Origin of the sequence: Lentzea jiangxiensis (assembly GCF_900104175.1) — a bacterium.
In the GTDB taxonomy this organism is placed as follows: domain Bacteria; phylum Actinomycetota; class Actinomycetes; order Mycobacteriales; family Pseudonocardiaceae; genus Lentzea; species Lentzea jiangxiensis.
On the sequence record NZ_FNIX01000002.1, the window covers coordinates 491,941 to 507,236 of the forward strand.

Below are 15,296 nucleotides of genomic sequence, written 5' to 3' on the forward strand. Positions count from 1 at the left end.
TCAGGCGCCCACCGGCCGGTGGCCGTCGAGGAACCGCCGCACCACGGCCACGGGATCGGCGGGCGCCTGGGTCGCCCGCCGGTCGACCCGCCGGGCCAGCGACCGCATCATCAGCGGGCCGACCAGAGCGAAGAACGTGTGCCGCGGCGGCTCCACGACCAGGGCGCCTCGCCGCTGGTGGTGCAGGATCACCTCGTCGACCCGTTCCAGCAGCTTCTCCGGCTCGGCGAGCACCGCCGCCACCTCGGGGCTGAACTTCGCCTCCCGCATCAGCGTGAGCACCACGCCGCCCCGCGTCTCGTAGAGCCTCGCGTAGTAGCTCACGATCGTGACGAGGTCGGCCTCCACGTCGTCGCCCGGTGAGCCGAGGTCGAGCGCGAATCCCTTGAAGTTGCCGCGCACGGCCTGGCGCAGCAGGTTCTCCTTCGAGGTGAAGCGCCGGAAGAGCGTGGCCTCATTGATCCCGGCGGCGTCGGCGATGGCGCGCGTGGTCGCCCGCTCGTAGCCCTGCTGGGCGATCACCGCCAGCACGGCGTCGAACACCTTCTCGTCGGGCACCCGGCCGGCCACACACTCCTCCTCGCTCAAATGCAAGTGGGCACTTGCACAAGTGTGGCCGGGATGGCTACCTTGATTGCAAGTGACCGCTTGCATTCAGCCTATCGAAGGACAGGGCCATGGCCGACACCAGCCTCCCCGCACGCTCCTCAGTTCTCGCGCCCTCCACCGGCGAGATCGTCGTCAGCCTCCTGGGCGCCGCGGTCGTCTCCGTGGCCGCCAACGCACTGATCGCCTTCGTCGCGGGCAAGTTCATCCCCGAGGGCACCGAGCGCATGGGGCTCGCGCTGGCCGAGTACGCGCCGGCCACGGTGATCGGGATCCTGCTCGGCACGCTCGGCTGGTACCTCGTCCGCCGGTTCGCCGTCCGCCCGCGCCGGGTGCTGCGGTCCCTCGTGCCCGCGGTCGTCATCGCCTCCTGGATCCCGGACATCGGCATCCTCGCGGGAGGCGCGAGCATCGTGAACTCGCTCGCGCTCGTCGCCATGCACGTCGTCGTCGCGGCGATCGCGGTGCCCACGCTGTCGCGCGTTCTGCCGCTCGGCAACAGGAGCTAGCCGAGCGGGCCGGCGACGTCCTCCTGGTCCGGCGGCTTGGTGCCGACCCGGTGCAGCCAGCTGTCGAACAGGTCCCGGTAGCGCGCCGCGCGAGGGGAGGGGTCGTCGGTGCCGATGCGGTCGTAGAACTCGAACGGCCGGATGCGCCCGTTCTCGGTCCATTGCAGGTACGACAGGAAGACCGTGCCGTCACCGAAGCGGAAGCCGTGCACGACGGGCACGCACGCGTAAGGCTTCAGCTCCACGGTGATCTTGCGGCGCGCGAGGTCGTCGGCCTCGTCGGCGAGGAACGACCGGATGCGGTGCTGGCTGCGCCGCGCCTCGGCGGCCCAGTCCTCGGGCAGTTCGCCGGACCGTGCGAGGAAGTCCGGGTCCAGGCAGTGCAGCGTCACCTTCCAGCCGTGCGGAGGGGCGTTCGAGGTGAGCCACGCGGCCAGCGCGGGCCACGTCGTGTTCAGCGTCAGCCCCAGCACCTCCACCTGCCGCGCCCGCCGCCCGGTCCCGGTCGCGCCCATGACCGCCAGCACGTCGGTGAGGGAGTGCGTGACGTCGCGCCGCTCCCGTTCGGTGATCAGCGCCCGCAGCGCGCGGACGTCCCTGCCGTGCTGGTAGATCGCGATGGTGGCGATCTCCAGCATCACGGCGACCAGCGCGACCAGCCCCTGCAGGTCGAGCTTGCCGACGTAGCGCTCCAGCACGATCCGCGTCGGCTCGATGGTCGTCAGGACCAGGTAGACGCCGGCGAGCAGCGCCAAGGTCGTGGTGACGAGCTCCCACCCCCGCCGAACCCGAGCCGAGATCGCGCCGCGGCCCCGCCGTCTCTTGATCGCCACCGTCGCATCCTCATCCACCCGGCCGCGAGGCACGACGTCCGAACGGATGAGATGGGTTCTCGCACTCCGCCACCTCGCCGGATCACGACTTTGTAGGCTGCTCCCCGCAGGCTGCGGAACCCGAGCCGGTCGGCGCGCGTCGACACGGACGGACATGGCGCTCGGGACGACGAGGACGATGACGGAAGAGACGTTCGGGCCGTACCGGATCGAGGAACTGCTCGGTCGCGGCGGGATGGGCGAGGTGCACCGCGCCTACGACACGGCGCACGACAGGATCGTGGCGCTCAAGAGGCTGTCGCCCGGCTACCACGACGACGAGGAGTTCCGGGCCCGCTTCCGCCGGGAGGCGCAGATCGTCGCGCGGCTGCGCGAGCCGCACGTCATCCCGATCCACGCCTACGGCGAGATCGACGACCGCCTCTACCTCGACATGCGGCTGGTCGAGGGCGCCGACCTCTCGGACCTGATCAGCGACGGCCCCATCGACCCGTCCCGCGCCGTGCGCATCGTCGACCAGGTCGCGAGCGCCCTCGACGCCGCGCACGCCGACGGCCTCGTGCACCGGGATGTGAAGCCGTCCAACATCCTCGTGACCTCCGGCGACTTCGTGTACCTGGTGGACTTCGGCATCGCCCGCAGCGCCTCGCCGGCCGCGACGAGCCTGACGGCGTCCGGTTCCGTCGTCGGCACCCTCGACTACATGGCCCCGGAACGCTTCGAGAGCGTTCCGGTGGACGGCCGTGCCGACGTCTACGCCCTGGCGTGCGTGCTGTTCGCCTGCGTGGCGGGGCGGCGCCCGTTCACCGCGGAAGGCACGGCGGCGCAGATCTGGGCGCACATGAAGGAGGAGCCGCCCAAGGCCTCGCCGTTGAACCCGGCGGTCCCGGCGGCCCTGGACGACGTCATCGCGAAGGGCATGGCGAAGGACCCGGCGGATCGGTACGCCACGGCCGGGGAGTTCGCCCGTGCGGCAGCGCTCGCCCTGACGGCTCCGGCCGCGGGGTTCGGGTTGCCGGGCGCGCCGGTGACTCCGCCCGGTGGGCAGCCGGGGTTCGGCGCTCCCGTGCCTCCACCGGGGTTCGGCGCGGCGGCACCGTTCGGCGCTTCCGCTCCCGGCCGGCCCGGTGCTCCCGCCGGATCGCGTGGTCCGTCGGCCCCCGGTACGCCACCCGGCGGTCAGCCGATGCCCGGTGGCCCCGGCACCCCGCCCGCAGGACTCGCCACCCCACCCGGCGGCCAGTTCCCGCTCGCCGGCCGACCCCCGCTGACCGCTCCGCCGCACCCCGCGACGACCGGTCCGCAGCACCAGCCCTCGTGGCCCCCGTCCGGCTTCGGGCACACCACGACCGGCCCCCGGCCCCAGTACCCACCGGCCCGGTCCCAGCCCGGCTCCCGCTCCCGCGCCAAGCACCTCGCCCTCGTCGGCGGCGCCCTCGCCGTCGTGGCGGCGGTCGTCACAACGCTGCTGATCGCCGCGAACGGCGACAGGAAGCTCGGCTCGGGCACCTCCAGCACCACCCCGACCAGCTCCACGACGGTGAAGACGACCACGACCACCACGAGCGCGTCGAAGACCACCACCACGACCCGCTCACCCCAGGACGACACCCTGATGAACGCCCTGCCGGGCGTCTACAAGACCGCCAACTCGTGCGTGTCCGCCACTCCGGAGAACGGCGTGGCCGCCGCGGTCCGCTGCGGCACCCCGAACACCGCCGACGACCCCAGGCTCGCCACCCCCGAGGTGGCCGAGTTCCGCCTCTTCGCCGACCGCGCCGCCCAGGACGCGTACTTCCAGGCGCTGGTGACGAGCCGGGGCATCCCGCGCAGGGACGACCGCGGCGGCTGCCGGCCGAAGGACGACCCCATCCACTACGCGCTCTTCTGGCGCGACATGTCCGGCCCGCTGCCGGGCGAATTCACGACGTGCTTCCTCGAGGCCGGCACCGCCCAGGTGTGGTGGGTCGACTCGAAGACCCTCACGATCGGCGCGCTGAAGAAGCCGGGCGACATCAACGTCCTCGACAAGCTCCACCTGTGGTGGAACACCTCGATCCTGACGAAGTACTAGACCCGCGTTCGTCGCGCCGCACCTGACCCGCTCTCTCGTCGGCGGCAGGCACGCGCGGGTCATCCCCGCCGGAAGTGCTGCCTGCGCAAGGGGTTGTCAGGCCCGGGTCGCCAGCGCGGCCGCCGGGCGTGGTGCGGCCGCGGGTCCGAACCGCTGGGGGCTATCGAGTCCTGGCCAGGGCGCGCAACGGCGTGGGGCCGCGGTACTCGGCGAGCCTGCGCCGCGACTGGTTCTCGTCCAGCGCGACGGCGTCGAGGAGCTCGAAGAGGTTCCTGGTCCGCTCCACGGCCGCCTCGTCCTGGGCGAACACCTTCGCCAGGTCGGACTCCACGTAGACGAGGGGCGTAGCCTTCTCGAACTCGAACAGCGTGCACGTCGACTGGAACGCGGCCGTCGCGGCCTCGGCGGGCACGATGCGCACGAGGTTCGAGTTCGCCATCAGCCACGCGCACTGCTCCGCCATCACGTGGGCGTCCCCGAGCCGCAGCCGCAGCGCCAGTTCGTGGAGGTAGAAGACGCAGTCGGGTCGCGTCGGCCGGCGCAGCACCGCCTGCCGGTCGACGTCGTCGGGCACGGTCCCCGTCACCGCCTGCAGGGCGGTCGCGTAACCCGGTGTCTGCAGGAGGCTGTTCACGGTCAGCACGTCGTACGCCGTGATCTTGGTGGCCATCGCCTCCGTCATCACGAGCGTGCGCGGGTTGTCCGGCACCTGGGCGAGGTACGGGTCGAAGGCGTTGCGGTAGCGGCGGAAGAAGCCCTCGATGAAGTCGATGTCCTTGCCGCAGGCCGTGAGGTACTGCACGAGGTCGATCTCGCTCGCCCGGACCTTGCCGTGCTCGATGTTGGACACCTTGCTGGGATCCCAGCCGAGCTGCACGGCGAGCCCGCGGCCCCTCAGCCCGGTGAACCTCTGCCGGAGCCGGCGCAGTTCGTCGCCCAGATCCCTGCTGTACGCGGTGGAAGTCGTCACGGTCACGACCTCGAACGTATGGGTTGGAAACAGTCCAAGGTACGCGCTCGTTCGGGTGAAAACGGGCTCCGCGACGCTCTAGTCGAGCAGCTTGCGCAACTCCGCGTCGAAGTCCACGAAGTCGTTCTCACAACCGGGGGCGACCACGTCGTAGGTGGAGTTGAGGAACTCCTGCAGCTCGGACGACCGCACGTGGAACACCGCGTGCGACACGTCGGACTGCAGCTCGAGCACTGCGGTCGTCGAGTTGTGGGGGCGCAGCCGCACGTCGCCCGCGCCACTGGTGGTGATCAACCCGTCGGCGAGCAGGTCGCGGCTCACGAGCCACACGGTCTCCTGGCGGCCCATGCGGAACGTCATGGTCACGGCGTGCGGGTCGTCGGCGCGGTAGCCGAGCTCGACCTCGACGGGCATGGTGCGCCCGGAGGGGGCGATGAAGGCGAAGACCGACTCGGCACCCACTCGTGTCACGTTCGTCATGCCCCCTTGGACGCGCGGCACCCTTCGTGGATGCCTCGATCAGGAAAAGCGATGGGAACGTGATTTTCAATGGTCCTGAAGTATGATTTGTGACAACCGGGGTCGGCCACGGGGTGAGACGAGTCAACTCACCTCGTCTGACCTGGTGTTTTCATCACTTTGCGCTGGTGGGTTCGGTCATCTGTGGATGGCGGCGCGGCTTCGGCTGCCCGAATGTCGAGACCGTGGGATGACGCCACCTTGCATTCGACTTAAGGAATTCGGCGCTTTCCGTAGGTGGTTCGGCACGGAAAGTGAGGGATGCTCGTGTGGCGCTGTCGGGCCGCCGACGGGCGGTTCGCCGCCCTCCTGTCAGGCCGGGTTGCCGCGCGGCCGCAACCGCCCACCCGGCAGCGGCGGCGCCGGCAGCCGGTCACCGGGGTAGCCCTCGACCCGGCCGAACCGGTCTCCGCCCGCCTGCCACTCGTCGCGGAACGCCACGATCTCGTCGTGCGTGCGGCCGACGAAGTTCCACCACATGACGATCTCCTCGCCGAACGGCTCGCCGCCCAGCAGCACGATCCGCGCGCCCTCGGCCGACGACAGGGTGAGCGTGGAGCGACCCGTGCCGACGTACCCGAGGTCTCCTGGCCGCAGAGCGGTCTCCCCGACCGCGACATCGCCCGTGTCGAGCAGGACGCCGTGTTCGAACGCCGGGTCGACGTCCAGGGTCAGCGTGCTCCCGGCCGGCAGGACGACCTCGGCGCCGAGCAGCGGCGTGAACGTGCGGACGGGGGACGTCGAGCCGGCGAGCGAGCCGAGGAACACGCGGACGGCGGCGCCGTCCACCTCCACGGTCGGCGGGGCGTGGTGCTGGAAGTCGCGCGGGGCGTCGCGGTGGGCGTCGGGCAGGGCCAGCCAGAGCTGGACGCCGTGCAGCACGGTGGAGGAGGGCGTGGAGACCTCGGAGTGGGCGATGCCGCGGCCGCCGGTCATCAGGTTCAGCTCGCCGGGGCGCACGTGCGCGTGGACGCCGAGGCTGTCGCGGTGCTCGATCTCGCCGGTGAAGAGCCAGCTCACGGTCTGCAGACCGGTGTGGGGGTGCGGGGCGACGTCCATGCTGACGTCGTCGGGGCCGTAGTGGTCGCAGAAGCACCAGGCGCCGATCAGCGAGCGCTGCTTCTGCGGCAGCGTCCGACGCACCGTCATCGCGCGCGGGCCGCCCAGCGGGACGTCTCGCGGACCGAGGACCTCCACGCCGCCGGGGGTGGAGGTGCACGTCACTTCTGCGGGCTCGGCCTCGACATTGCTCACGGGTCCGATCGTAAGCTGGCGCGGGGGTGGCGGTGGATCTTCGGGCACACGTGTCGAGCAGCGGGTACGTGCTCGACGAGGCCCAGCTGGCGGTGGTCGCGCGGCTGGAGGAGCTGGGGGAGCGGCGCCGGGGCGTCTACCTGCACGGTCCGGTGGGGCGGGGCAAGAGCTTCCTCGCGGACGCGTTCTTCGACGTGGTGCCGGGACCCAAGAAGCGGGTGCACTTCCACGCCTTCTTCCGGGAGCTGCACGCGCGGATCTCCGAACGGCTGCACCGGCGCGGCGCCGTCGAGAAGGCGGTGGAGGAGCTCGTCGGCAAGGCCGAGGTGCTGGCGTTCGACGAGTTCCACCTGCACGACGTCGGTGACGCGATGCTGATGACCCGCCTGCTGGAGTTCCTCCGGCGGCGGCGGGTGATGATCATCGCCACCTCCAACCACCCGCCGGACGGCCTGCTGCCCAACCCCCTCTACCACGACCACTTCCTGCCCGGCATCGCGCTGGTGAAGGAACTGATGGACGTCGTCGAGCTCCACGGCCCCACCGACTACCGGCACCTGCACGGGACACCGCGGTCGCGGTTCGAGACGGGGGAGATCCGCGGGCACGCCGAGGTCCCCGCCACACCCGTCACGCTCGATGTCCACGGTCGGGCGATCACCGCCCTCGGCGTCGAGGGGTCGCGGGTCTGGTTCGGCTTCGGCGACCTGTGCGAGAAACCGACGTCCACGCACGACTACCTCGCACTCGCCGCGCGTTTCGACGACTGGGTGCTCGTCGGCGTGCCGCGCATGAGCACGTGCGACCGCGAGGCGCAGCAACGGTTCGCGAACGTCGTGGACGTCCTCGTGGACGCCGACGTGCGGCTGACACTGGTGAGTGACCACGCCCTCGCCGAAATCATCGGTGGCGATGCACTCGACCTCGCCCGCACCGCCAGCCGACTGGAGCTGATCAACTCGACCGGGTGAACGGTGAGGCCGCTCCCACCGCCGATGGGGAGCAGAACCCCTGCCATTGGCGTGATCGTGGTCAACGCGATCACGCCGGGAAGCCGAGACGTCGACCGTCCCGCAGGCGGAGTTCGGGCCGCTGCCGACGACGATCGGCCACTTGGCGCTCGCGATCTTCGCGTTCGAGTCATCCGGTAGGGCGCGGGAACCCCACGAAAGTGGGGGGTCCAGGACCCGTTGGCCAGGTTAAGGGACCTGTACGCACAAGCATTGCGGCCTACCCGTTCGTGTCCGAACCAAGCCTGAACGGTGGATCGCTCGTTGGGCCGGAAGCTGCAAGGGTCAGTGGCTGTTCGACAGTGAGCGTTCCAACGAACAGGAGCCACCCAGGTATGGCGAGCCCCACTGTGAAGCCGGTCCTGCGCACCGACTACCAGCGTTCCGTAGCGGACTACTGGAACAAGGAGAAGGACCCGGTCAACATCAAGCTCGGCGAGGTGGACGGCCTCTACCACCACCACTACGGGCTCGGGCAGTACGACCCCGCGGTGCTGCAGGCCCCGCCCTCGGTGCGCGACCAGGTGATGATCGCCGAGATGCACCGGCTGGAGACGGCCCAGGCGGAGGTGCTGCTCGACGCGTTCGGCGACCTCCCGGCCACCCCCCACCTGATGGACGGCGGCTCCGGCCGCGGTGGCACGAGCTTCATGGCCAACGCCCGGTTCGGCGCTCGCGTCGACGGCGTCAGCATTTCCGAGGAGCAGGTGGCGTTCGCCAACCGGCAGGCCGTCGAGCGCGGTGTCGCCGACCAGGTGAAGTTCCACTTCAAGAACATGCTCGACACCGGCTTCGAGACCGGCTCGTTCAACGGCATCTGGACCAACGAGACCACGATGTACGTGGACCTCCAGCAGCTGTACGGCGAGTTCGCGCGGCTCATCGCCCCCGGCGGCCGGTACGTCTGCATCACCGGCTGCTCCAACGACCTGACCGGCCTGCGGTCGCGCGCGGTCAGCCAGATCGACCAGCACTACATCTGCAACATCCACCCGCGCAGCGAGTACTTCCGCGCGCTGGCGGACAACGGGTTCGTGCCGATCAGCGTCGTCGACCTGACGCCGGACACCATCCCGTACTGGGAGCTGCGCGCCCAGTCGTCGGTCGCGACCGGGGTGGAGGACCCGTTCCTCACCGCCTACCGGGAGGGGTCGTTCCACTACCTGCTGATCGTCGCCGACAGGATCTGACGCCACCGTGTCCGACTTGAGGGATCTCCTCACCAGGCCGTCCGGGCTGGGCACCTCCGCCGCCCGGTTCGGACGGCCCGGGGCCGCCGAGCTGTCCGCCGACGCCGGCTACGCCGACCGCCCGTGGGGTGACGGCACGGCGCCGCCGCTGTACGTGCCGGTGCTCGAGCGCGAGGACGCCCTGCTGGCGGCCGCCGTGGACGAACGGCTGGTCGCCTGGGCGCGGGAGTGCGGTTTCGAGGAGCCGGAACGGTTCCTGGGCGGCCTCTTCGGCCGGCTCGCGGTGCTCACGCACGTGGACACCGACGACGTCGACCAGCTGCTGATCGCGGCCAAGCTGAACGCGGCGTGGTGGGCCGCCGACGACCTGTACGCCGACGACACCGAGATGGGCGCCGTCCCGGCCGAGCTGCCGCCGCGCCTGGCGCTGGCGATGGCCGCGATGGACCCGGTGGCGCCCGCCGCCGAGTTCACCGAGGACCTCGAGGGGAGGATCGCGTCCGACCCGGTGCTCGTCGGCCTCAGATCGGGCATCGCGCACCTGGCTTCGCGCAGCACGGCGACCGTTGTGCAGAGGGTCTGCTACTCCACGTTCGCGATGTTCGTGTCGTGGGGCGCCTACGCGGCCTGGCGTCACACGGGCAACTACCCGCCAGCGTGGCAGTACCTCGCGACAAGGCAGCACGACACCTTCTACACGTCGATGACGCTGATCGACGCCGTCGGCGGCTACGAGCTGCCGGCACCGCTGTACTACGACCCGCGCGTGCGGCAGCTGCTCACGGCCGCGGGCACGGCTTCGGTGGTCGTGAACGACCTGGTGTCGGTGGAGAAGGACGCCGCCGACGAGAAGCCGGTCTGCAACATGGTGCTGCAGATCGCCGCGGACAGGGGCTGCTCGATCGCCGAGGCCACCGCGCGGACCGTCGAGCTGCACAACCAGCTGGTGCGCGACTTCGAGGCCGGGCACAGGGCGCTGCTCGCCGTTCCGTCGCCGGAGCTGCACCGGTTCCTGAAGGGCACCAAGGCCTGGATGGGCGGCGGCTTCGAGTGGCACACCACCCACCCGCGCTACCGGTAGCCGCCACGCCCCTCGCGGGTACCCGCGAGGGGCTCAGGCGAGGGACCAGCCGCGGACCCAGGGCGCCGGCCGGCCGCAGCACGAGCACCGGCACGCCGTCCGCGTCCTCTTTGGTGACTGCGCCACCCGGTCAGTTCGGCGCCGGTGAGCACCCGCCCGGAGGCTCGCCGTTCCGCGAGGGCGGATTCCCTTGGTGGTGAGGGATTCCGATGCCGTCGCCCTCGGCCCGCTCGGCCTCTCCCTCTCCCGAGGACGCGTCGTCGTGCGGTTCGACCGGGGGCCGGGAACTCGCTCCCGCGCTGCGGTCGACGTCGTCGGGCACCTGTCGTGCACGGCGGATGCAGCTCCTGGCCGTGCCGCACGACGGGACCTCCACTCTCGCGACCACGGCGAGTTAGTCCATTGTGGACGGATAGATTCACTCTGATGTCGCAATTGCATCGCGCATGTTCGCGCAGCTCACGGGGTATTCGATGGTCCCAAACCCCAGGTCCCCCGTTCGGGTAACTGCCCGGACGCGTGTGTCCTCCGTCGGTCGTGAGGAGTGGTTGTCATGGCACACGTGCGTCATCTCGTGGACGTTCGCACCGGTGACGAGTTCGATCAGCCGGTTCCCTTCGGCCTGGTGTACCCCGTGTGCACCGCCGACGGCTCGGCGCCGCCCAGTCAGCGCGGGCGGACCTGGGAGCACCTCGTGGCGAGCGATCGGGAGCTGCGCCAGGTCTCGTGAAAACCGTGTGAAGTCCACCCTCGCCGGGTACTGCCTGGTGAGGGTGGCCCTGCCGGGCGCCCGTGCGAAGGGAGCTCGACATGGACTTCCAACAGGGGCTGACCGACGCCTGGCGCGCCGTAGCCACCTTCGTGCCGAAGCTCGCGGCGTTCCTGCTGATCCTGCTGATCGGGTGGTTCGTCGCGAAAGCGGTCTCGAAGCTCGTCGACAAGGTGCTCGAACGGGTCGGCTTCGACCGGCTCGTGGAGCGCGGCGGCGTGAAGCAGATGCTGGCGCGCAGCAAGTACGACGCGTCCGACCTGCTCGCGAAGCTCGTCTACTACGCGCTGATCCTCATCACGCTGCAGATCGCGTTCGGCGTGTGGGGCCCGAACCCCGTCTCCGAGCTGCTGACGGGCATCGTGGCGTGGCTGCCCAGGGCAGCGGTCGCGATCATCATCGTCGTCGTGGCGGGCGCCGTGGCCACCGCGGTGAAGGACTTCATCGGTGGTGCGCTCGGCGGGCTGTCCTACGGCCGGATCGTCGCCAACATCGCCTCGGTGTTCATCTGGGCGCTGGGCATCATCGCCGCGCTGAACCAGATCGGCGTCGCCACCACGGTGACCACGCCGGTGCTGATCGCGGTGCTCGCGACGGTCGGCGGCATCCTCGTCGTCGGTGTGGGTGGCGGCCTCGTGCGGCCGATGCAGCAGCGCTGGGAAGGCTGGCTGGGTCGTGCGGAGCAGGAGCTGCCCCAGGCGCAGGCACAGGCACAGGCCTACCAACGCGGGCGTGAGGACGCCGTGCGCGGTGGGGTCCAGCCGACCCCGGCCGAGCCCATGACCGAGCCGGTCCCGGCGGTGGGCCGGCAGGCGCCGGTGGAGGACCCGGTGCTCGGCACGCGGAGGCCTGAAGACCGCTGACCCCGGCTCGTCGAACGAGGCGCATCCCGCTCGGGGCGCGCCTCGTTGTTCATGCGAGGCGGGGGAGCGCCACGACGTCGTCGTTCAGCGGTTTCACGTCGTGCAGGTGCGCGAGCTGGCAGACGGCCATGAGCCGGACACCGAGCCAGGACGTCGGCGTCCAGTCCGCGTCGGTCACGTCGTCGAGCAGACCACGTCCGTACGCCGCCAGGAGCACGACCGCGCCCACGGTGCCTGCGCCCTCCACGCCGAGCAGCAGGATGTCGCGCACGGCCGCGCCGTGCTGGTCCACCTCGGCGGCGAGTGCGGGCGTCATCGCCAGCGCCGTCCACCCGGCCAGCCCGATCCGGCCGGACAGTTCCGAGATCCACTGTCGCGCGTTCTTCTCACGCCAGGTCGCACGCATCCCGCCACGGTATCCAAAGTCCCCTCCAGCGCCGGTTTGGGGGTGCTCGAAAGGGGGTATCCGGCTCAATTGCAGCAAGCAGTCGGCGCGATCCACGGCTGTTAAGGCGGGCGATGACCGTGACCACGGAACTCGACGAAACATCACTGCGGCAGATCCGCATGACCGCGCTGGAGAAGCTGGACAACGCCGTCTGCTCGGCGCTGGCCGACGTCGAGGGGCACGATGCGCGGAAAGGCCTCAGGGAGGCCGTGGCCGCGTGCGCCGCTGCCGGGGCGGTGGTGTCCCCGCAGGTCGTGGGGTGTGTCGAAGCGGCGGAGGAACATCTGCGCTTCGGCGAGCGGATGGAGGCGAGAATGCTCCTGACCGTCGCGCACCGCCTGCTCGCCGGCGTGCGGCCCGCAGTGGTCGTGCCCGGGCCGTCCACTCCGGGGGACGTCGTCCTCGGCCGGTGATTAAGCCGCCGTCACCCCGGGTATCTCGAACGGGCGTTCGAGTGAAAGGGGACGGTAGTGAACCGCACGCCCGAGAAGGACCCGCAGGACTGGACGACCGGTGACGAGCCGATGACCGGCCCGCAGGAGTCTTACCTGAACACCCTCGCCCAGGAAGCAGGCGAGGAAGTGCCCGCCGAGCTCACCAAGGTCGAGGCGTCGCAGCTCATCGACCAGTTGCAGGACAAGACCGGCCGGGGGAACTGACCACCCGGACGGACCTGGCCCGACAACGCCGGGCCGGACGGGTGCGCCTGTCCGCCCGGCGGGCCGCGTCCCTCCCGCGTGCCGTTTGCTGTGTGTGATCGGGGGAACCCGGTCCGCGTGGACATCAAGCACGAAGTGACCAGGACCGAGTCGAGCCTGCTCGCGACCTTCGCCGACTACCTCGGCGCCCAGCGGCTCGTCGACAGGATGTCCGACGACGGCTTCCCCGTGGAGAGCGTGCGGATCGTCGGCGACGGCGTGCGCACCGTCGAGCAGGTGACCGGACGGCTGACCAGGGGCCGCGCGGCGTTGGCCGGCGCGGCCAGCGGCGCGTGGTTCGGCGTCTTCATCGGCCTGCTGTTCGGGTTGTTCTCCGCCGACACCACCTGGGTGTGGTTCGTGCTGATCAGCCTCGTGATCGGTGCTTTCTGGGGAGCGGTGTTCGGCTTCGTCGCGCACTGGAGCACGCGCGGCCGGCGAGACTTCTCCAGCGTGATGTCGCTGGAGGCCCAGCGGTACGAGGTGCACGTCGACCGGGAGCGGGCCGCGGAGGCGGCGCGTTACGTGCTCTGAGCCGTGCAGACCTTCCTGCCGTACCCCGACTTCGCCGCTTCAGCCCGTGTGCTGGACCGGCGGAGGCTCGGAAAGCAGCGGGTCGAGACCCTTCAGGTGCACCGGGCGCTGGTGGTGCCGGGGCACGGCTGGCGCCACCACCCCGCGGTGAAGATGTGGGTCGGGTTCGAGGAGGCGCTCGTCCGGTACGGCGTCGAGATCTGCGCGGAATGGCGGGCCCAGGGGTTCGTCGACACCTGCGAGGCCACGATGCGCACCGACCTCGCCCAGGCCAGGGGCATCACGGTGGTGCGCACGCAGGCCGAGCTCGCCGCCGCGGGTGAGCTGCCGGGGTGGCTCGGCGACGAGGCGGTGCACCGCAGCCACCAGTCGGCGCTGGTCCGCAAGGACCCCGGGCACTACCGCCGGTTCTTCCCGGATGTGCCCGACGACCTGCCCTACGTCTGGCCGCCCACGCTCACCCGCACGGTGAACCCGTCGGCGTCGCGGCCCATCGACACGTAGTCGCACGTGCGGTGCAGGATCCACAGCCCGAGCCCGGCTGACAGGGTCTCGGTGGTCGGCACCAGGCCCGCCAACGGGTCGGACGGTCCGCTTCCCTGGTCGGTCACCGAGACCACCACGCGCTTTTCGTCCGCCCACAGCCGGAACCTCACCGGAGCGGTGCCGTGCGTCAGCCCGTTCGTGACGATCTCGCTGGACGCGTAGACGACGTCGTGCGACTCGTCCTCGCCCAGGCGCAGCCGACCGATGACCGAGCCGACGGCTTCGCGCACCGCGCCGGCGGTCGGGTCAACGAGCTCGACCAGCGGACTGCGCCGTTCCAGCGGGTCGGGGACCTGCGTCGAGCCGGGGACGCCTTCGCGGTAGCCGGGGTTGACCTCGTGGGTGCCGGGTGCGGTGGCCACGTTCGGGTGCGTCCTGGTGACGTCGGCCAGCACCTCGGGCGGAGTGGTCCTCGTGTCGTACGGGCACAGGCCCCACACCGGGAACTCCGCGTAGGCCTGGTTCACGGCGGCCTCGTACCGGGCCCACCAGTCCCACCGCACGCCCACGCCGGGGTGCGGCACGTCGCCGACCACGCGCATCTGCCGCGAGCCCGCCTCGGTGTGCTCTCGGAACAGGGCGCGGTACTGCGAGATGGCCTCGGACGGCCGCGAGTACTGGTCGGCGCCGGGCACGTAGAGAACAGCCGTGCCACGGCCGAGAGCGCCGCGCACCAGGGAGGTGTTCCACTCGCCGCACGCCACCACCGACGGCTCTCCCGCGCGCAGCCCGTTCTCGAGGAACGGAACGACATGTGCGAGGAAGTCGTCGTCGGAGCCGTAGAAGGCGGTCTCGTGGAAGAAACCGGTCACGACGACCGATATTACCTCGAAATACCGCAGGCCGATCGAGGCAGCCGCAGCGCGGCCGATGCCGGGGAATCCGTCGCTCCGCGTGCACACGGGGACTGCGCTACGGTCGGAGCGGGTTGAGCAACCAGCCCGTGCGACGGCCGTTCGCGCCGGGTCCGACTGGAGGTTGCCTCGTGCTCACCGACGGTGAAGTCCCCTTCCGAGCCACCCGCGAGAGAGTGGGCGACGCCGTCCTCGTGCACGTCGCCGGCGAGATCGACTGCACAACGGCCGACCACCTGTCGAACTGCCTCGCCGAGGCGGTAGGTGCCGTCGTGCCGCCCGCTCCCGTCGTGGTGGACCTGACGGGCCTCGCGTTCCTCGGTGCCCAGGGCATCGGCCTGCTGCTCGACCACCGGGACCTGAGCCTGCGCCGCGGCAGCGCGCTGGTGGTCGTGGCGAATTCCGCCGTGGTGCTGCGGCCGTTGCGGGCGCTGGAGCTGACCGGCGTGCTGGGCGTGCGGTCGTCCGTGAGGGACGCGTTCCTGCCGCCCGCCGTGGCCTGACCCCGTCGGACCCGCATCCGCCCCTGCGTTCAGGA

Annotated in this window: 19 protein-coding genes; 12 read left to right on the forward strand and 7 right to left on the reverse strand. The window is 70.8% G+C overall.

Features of this window, described 5'->3' with window-relative positions:
- Positions 1–570, reverse strand: a complete 570-nt coding sequence (locus tag BLQ91_RS09845) for a TetR/AcrR family transcriptional regulator (RefSeq protein WP_176959645.1) — start codon at positions 568–570, stop codon at positions 1–3.
- Positions 571–677: 107 nt separating this feature from the next.
- Here BLQ91_RS09845 and BLQ91_RS09850 point away from each other — a divergent pair, with 107 nt between their 5' ends.
- Positions 678–1,115, forward strand: a complete 438-nt coding sequence (locus BLQ91_RS09850; protein ID WP_090096414.1) for a DUF6069 family protein — start codon at positions 678–680, stop codon at positions 1,113–1,115.
- On the opposite strand, the gene BLQ91_RS09855 is transcribed toward BLQ91_RS09850, so the two are convergent.
- A complete protein-coding gene (locus BLQ91_RS09855) occupies positions 1,112–1,948 on the reverse strand; it encodes a hypothetical protein (protein WP_090096415.1) in 837 nt (278 codons plus the stop codon). The two genes, BLQ91_RS09850 and BLQ91_RS09855, sit on opposite strands and share 4 nt — an antisense overlap.
- A 178-nt stretch (positions 1,949–2,126) precedes the next feature.
- Between BLQ91_RS09855 and BLQ91_RS43325 the strand changes: the two genes are divergently transcribed.
- The gene (locus BLQ91_RS43325; protein WP_281199329.1) at positions 2,127–4,022 is read left to right on the forward strand and encodes a serine/threonine-protein kinase; all 1,896 of its coding nucleotides are present in this window, start codon (positions 2,127–2,129) and stop codon (positions 4,020–4,022) included.
- A gap of 160 nt (positions 4,023–4,182) precedes the next feature.
- On the opposite strand, the gene BLQ91_RS09870 is transcribed toward BLQ91_RS43325, so the two are convergent.
- The 3 genes from BLQ91_RS09870 to BLQ91_RS09880 form a co-directional block, all read right to left on the reverse strand.
- Positions 4,183–4,998 carry a helix-turn-helix domain-containing protein gene (locus BLQ91_RS09870; protein WP_176959646.1) on the reverse strand — a complete coding sequence of 272 codons (816 nt, stop codon included), beginning with the start codon at positions 4,996–4,998 and terminating at the stop codon, positions 4,183–4,185.
- Between the two features lie 72 nt (positions 4,999–5,070).
- Complete coding sequence (locus BLQ91_RS09875) at positions 5,071–5,472, reverse strand: SsgA family sporulation/cell division regulator (RefSeq protein WP_090096418.1); 402 nt, start codon at positions 5,470–5,472, stop codon at positions 5,071–5,073.
- 351 nt (positions 5,473–5,823) lie between these two features.
- Entirely contained in the window at positions 5,824–6,765 is a 942-nt protein-coding gene (locus tag BLQ91_RS09880) for a pirin family protein (RefSeq protein WP_090096419.1), read from the reverse strand.
- A gap of 32 nt (positions 6,766–6,797) precedes the next feature.
- Between BLQ91_RS09880 and zapE the strand changes: the two genes are divergently transcribed.
- From zapE to BLQ91_RS09900, 5 genes are all read left to right on the forward strand, one after another.
- The gene (gene zapE / locus BLQ91_RS09885; RefSeq protein WP_090096746.1) at positions 6,798–7,736 is read left to right on the forward strand and encodes a cell division protein ZapE; all 939 of its coding nucleotides are present in this window, start codon (positions 6,798–6,800) and stop codon (positions 7,734–7,736) included.
- 374 nt (positions 7,737–8,110) lie between these two features.
- Entirely contained in the window at positions 8,111–8,965 is an 855-nt protein-coding gene (locus tag BLQ91_RS09890; protein WP_090096420.1) for a geranyl diphosphate 2-C-methyltransferase, read from the forward strand.
- 16 nt (positions 8,966–8,981) lie between these two features.
- On the forward strand, positions 8,982–10,046 hold the full coding sequence (locus tag BLQ91_RS09895) for a family 2 encapsulin nanocompartment cargo protein terpene cyclase (protein ID WP_245733307.1): 1,065 nt from the start codon (positions 8,982–8,984) through the stop codon (positions 10,044–10,046).
- A 553-nt stretch (positions 10,047–10,599) separates the two neighbouring features.
- Positions 10,600–10,776 carry a hypothetical protein gene (locus BLQ91_RS41125; RefSeq protein ID WP_176959647.1) on the forward strand — a complete coding sequence of 59 codons (177 nt, stop codon included), beginning with the start codon at positions 10,600–10,602 and terminating at the stop codon, positions 10,774–10,776.
- A gap of 80 nt (positions 10,777–10,856) precedes the next feature.
- Positions 10,857–11,678 (forward strand): mechanosensitive ion channel family protein, encoded by an 822-nt coding sequence (locus BLQ91_RS09900; protein ID WP_090096422.1) that lies wholly within the window; start codon positions 10,857–10,859, stop codon positions 11,676–11,678.
- A 49-nt stretch (positions 11,679–11,727) separates the two neighbouring features.
- On the opposite strand, the gene BLQ91_RS09905 is transcribed toward BLQ91_RS09900, so the two are convergent.
- Positions 11,728–12,084, reverse strand: coding sequence for a DUF6401 family natural product biosynthesis protein (locus tag BLQ91_RS09905; protein ID WP_090096423.1), 357 nt, complete (start codon positions 12,082–12,084; stop codon positions 11,728–11,730).
- 113 nt (positions 12,085–12,197) lie between these two features.
- Between BLQ91_RS09905 and BLQ91_RS09910 the strand changes: the two genes are divergently transcribed.
- The 4 genes from BLQ91_RS09910 (at position 12,198) to BLQ91_RS09925 (ending at position 13,862) form a co-directional block, all read left to right on the forward strand.
- Entirely contained in the window at positions 12,198–12,539 is a 342-nt protein-coding gene (locus tag BLQ91_RS09910) for a hypothetical protein (RefSeq protein ID WP_090096424.1), read from the forward strand.
- A 57-nt stretch (positions 12,540–12,596) separates the two neighbouring features.
- The gene (locus BLQ91_RS09915) at positions 12,597–12,785 is read left to right on the forward strand and encodes a DUF3072 domain-containing protein (RefSeq protein WP_090096425.1); all 189 of its coding nucleotides are present in this window, start codon (positions 12,597–12,599) and stop codon (positions 12,783–12,785) included.
- Positions 12,786–12,902: 117 nt separating this feature from the next.
- On the forward strand, positions 12,903–13,358 hold the full coding sequence (locus BLQ91_RS09920; RefSeq protein ID WP_090096426.1) for a general stress protein: 456 nt from the start codon (positions 12,903–12,905) through the stop codon (positions 13,356–13,358).
- A 3-nt stretch (positions 13,359–13,361) separates the two neighbouring features.
- Complete coding sequence (locus tag BLQ91_RS09925) at positions 13,362–13,862, forward strand: MSMEG_6728 family protein (RefSeq protein WP_090096427.1); 501 nt, start codon at positions 13,362–13,364, stop codon at positions 13,860–13,862.
- Here BLQ91_RS09925 and BLQ91_RS09930 read toward each other — a convergent pair.
- A complete protein-coding gene (locus tag BLQ91_RS09930) occupies positions 13,796–14,806 on the reverse strand; it encodes a sensor histidine kinase (RefSeq protein WP_245733308.1) in 1,011 nt (336 codons plus the stop codon). The genes BLQ91_RS09925 and BLQ91_RS09930 overlap by 67 nt on opposite strands.
- An 83-nt stretch (positions 14,807–14,889) precedes the next feature.
- Here BLQ91_RS09930 and BLQ91_RS41130 point away from each other — a divergent pair, with 83 nt between their 5' ends.
- Positions 14,890–15,261: an STAS domain-containing protein gene (locus tag BLQ91_RS41130; RefSeq protein WP_176959648.1), complete on the forward strand. Its 372-nt coding sequence runs from the start codon at positions 14,890–14,892 to the stop codon at positions 15,259–15,261.
- Positions 15,262–15,296: the final 35 nt, after the last annotated feature.

Bases quoted from the DNA above. Each gene is read 5' to 3' on its own strand.
- BLQ91_RS09850 (WP_090096414.1), top strand. From the start codon at position 678: ATGGCCGACACCAGCCTCCCCGCACGCTCCTCAGTTCTCGCGCCCTCC.
- BLQ91_RS43325 (WP_281199329.1), top strand. From the start codon at position 2,127: ATGACGGAAGAGACGTTCGGGCCGTACCGGATCGAGGAACTGCTCGGT.
- BLQ91_RS09875 (WP_090096418.1), bottom strand. From the start codon at position 5,472: ATGACGAACGTGACACGAGTGGGTGCCGAGTCGGTCTTCGCCTTCATC.
- BLQ91_RS09890 (WP_090096420.1), top strand. From the start codon at position 8,111: ATGGCGAGCCCCACTGTGAAGCCGGTCCTGCGCACCGACTACCAGCGT.
- BLQ91_RS41125 (WP_176959647.1), top strand. From the start codon at position 10,600: ATGGCACACGTGCGTCATCTCGTGGACGTTCGCACCGGTGACGAGTTC.
- BLQ91_RS09900 (WP_090096422.1), top strand. From the start codon at position 10,857: ATGGACTTCCAACAGGGGCTGACCGACGCCTGGCGCGCCGTAGCCACC.
- BLQ91_RS09905 (WP_090096423.1), bottom strand. From the start codon at position 12,084: ATGCGTGCGACCTGGCGTGAGAAGAACGCGCGACAGTGGATCTCGGAA.
- BLQ91_RS09910 (WP_090096424.1), top strand. From the start codon at position 12,198: ATGACCGTGACCACGGAACTCGACGAAACATCACTGCGGCAGATCCGC.